Annotated in this window: 1 protein-coding gene; it reads right to left on the minus strand. The window is 73.0% G+C overall.

Translation table 11 applies throughout. The features are described from left to right. Positions 1-39: 39 nt before the first annotated feature. Positions 40-699, minus strand: coding sequence for a LuxR C-terminal-related transcriptional regulator (locus tag ACJA3G_RS37330; protein ID WP_406557449.1), 660 nt, complete (start codon positions 697-699; stop codon positions 40-42). Between the last annotated feature and the right edge of the window lie 477 nt (positions 700-1176).

Consider the following 1176-nt stretch of genomic DNA (forward strand, 5'->3'; position numbering starts at 1 on the left):
CGCCCGCCCCGCCCATTTACCTGACAGGGTGTCAGGTGTTCAGGAATTGAGATAGGTCAGCACGGCGAGTACCCGGCGGTGGTCGCCGTCACTGGGGGAAAGGCCCAGCTTCAGGAAAATGTTGCTCACGTGCTTCTCGACCGCGCCGTCGCTCACGACCAGCTGTTTCGCGATCGCGTTGTTCGTCCGCCCCTCGGCCATCAGGCCGAGGACCTCGCGCTCGCGGGGCGTGAGCCCGGCCAGGACGTCCTGCTTGCGGCTGCGGCCGAGCAGCTGGGCCACCACCTCGGGGTCGAGGGCGGTACCGCCCCGGGCGACCCTGACGACGGCGTCCACGAACTCCCTGACCTCGGCGACGCGGTCCTTGAGCAGATAGCCGACGCCCCGGCTGGAACCGGCCAGCAGTTCGGTGGCGTACCGCTCCTCCACGTACTGCGACAGCACCAGCACCCCGACGTCGGGGTAGAGCTTGCGCAGCAGCACCGCGGCGCGTACGCCCTCGTCGGTGTGGGTCGGCGGCATCCGTACGTCCGCGACGACCACGTCCGGCAGCGCGCCCTGGTCGGCGAGCTCGCCGACGGTCTTGACCAGCGCGTCTCCGTCGCCGACCCCGGCGACGACGTCGTGCCCCCGGTCGGTCAGCAGGCGGGTCAGTCCCTCCCGAAGCAGTACCGAATCCTCGGCGATGACGACCCGCACTCTGTCCTCCACGATCTGCAGCCCCCCGGCTAGGTTGTGCTCGCTCGCGCCCGCCGGCCGGCGGTGCGCGCGTCCAGCATCCCAGCATCCGGATCGGACCGGGGGGAATCCGGGGGCGGGACGGTGCACGCCCCCGGATGGCCGGGGGCACGTATGCGGATTGCGTATACGGATGGGGCGGCTTGTCCGCGCTCCTGAGGTGGCCGGGGGCGCCCCTTGGGGGACTCGGGCCGAGCGCGCTTCTTGGGCTGCGGCGGCCCCCTCAGGGGCGCGGGGAACTGCGCACCGGCCCACCACCGCCCCGCAGACGAACACGCAGCGAAAAGCGCCAGGCGCCCACGGACGGGGGGCCAGGGACGCAGCCCCGCCCAGGGGTGCAACCCTGCCCAGGGGTGCAGCCCTGCCCAGGGGGGCGAGAGCCGCAAGCCCCGCCGCGCAGGGGGCCGGGGGCGCCGCCCCAGGAAAACCGCCCCCACC

Origin of the sequence: Streptomyces sp. YS-3 (assembly GCF_045257485.1) — a bacterium.
Lineage (GTDB): Bacteria > Actinomycetota > Actinomycetes > Streptomycetales > Streptomycetaceae > Streptomyces.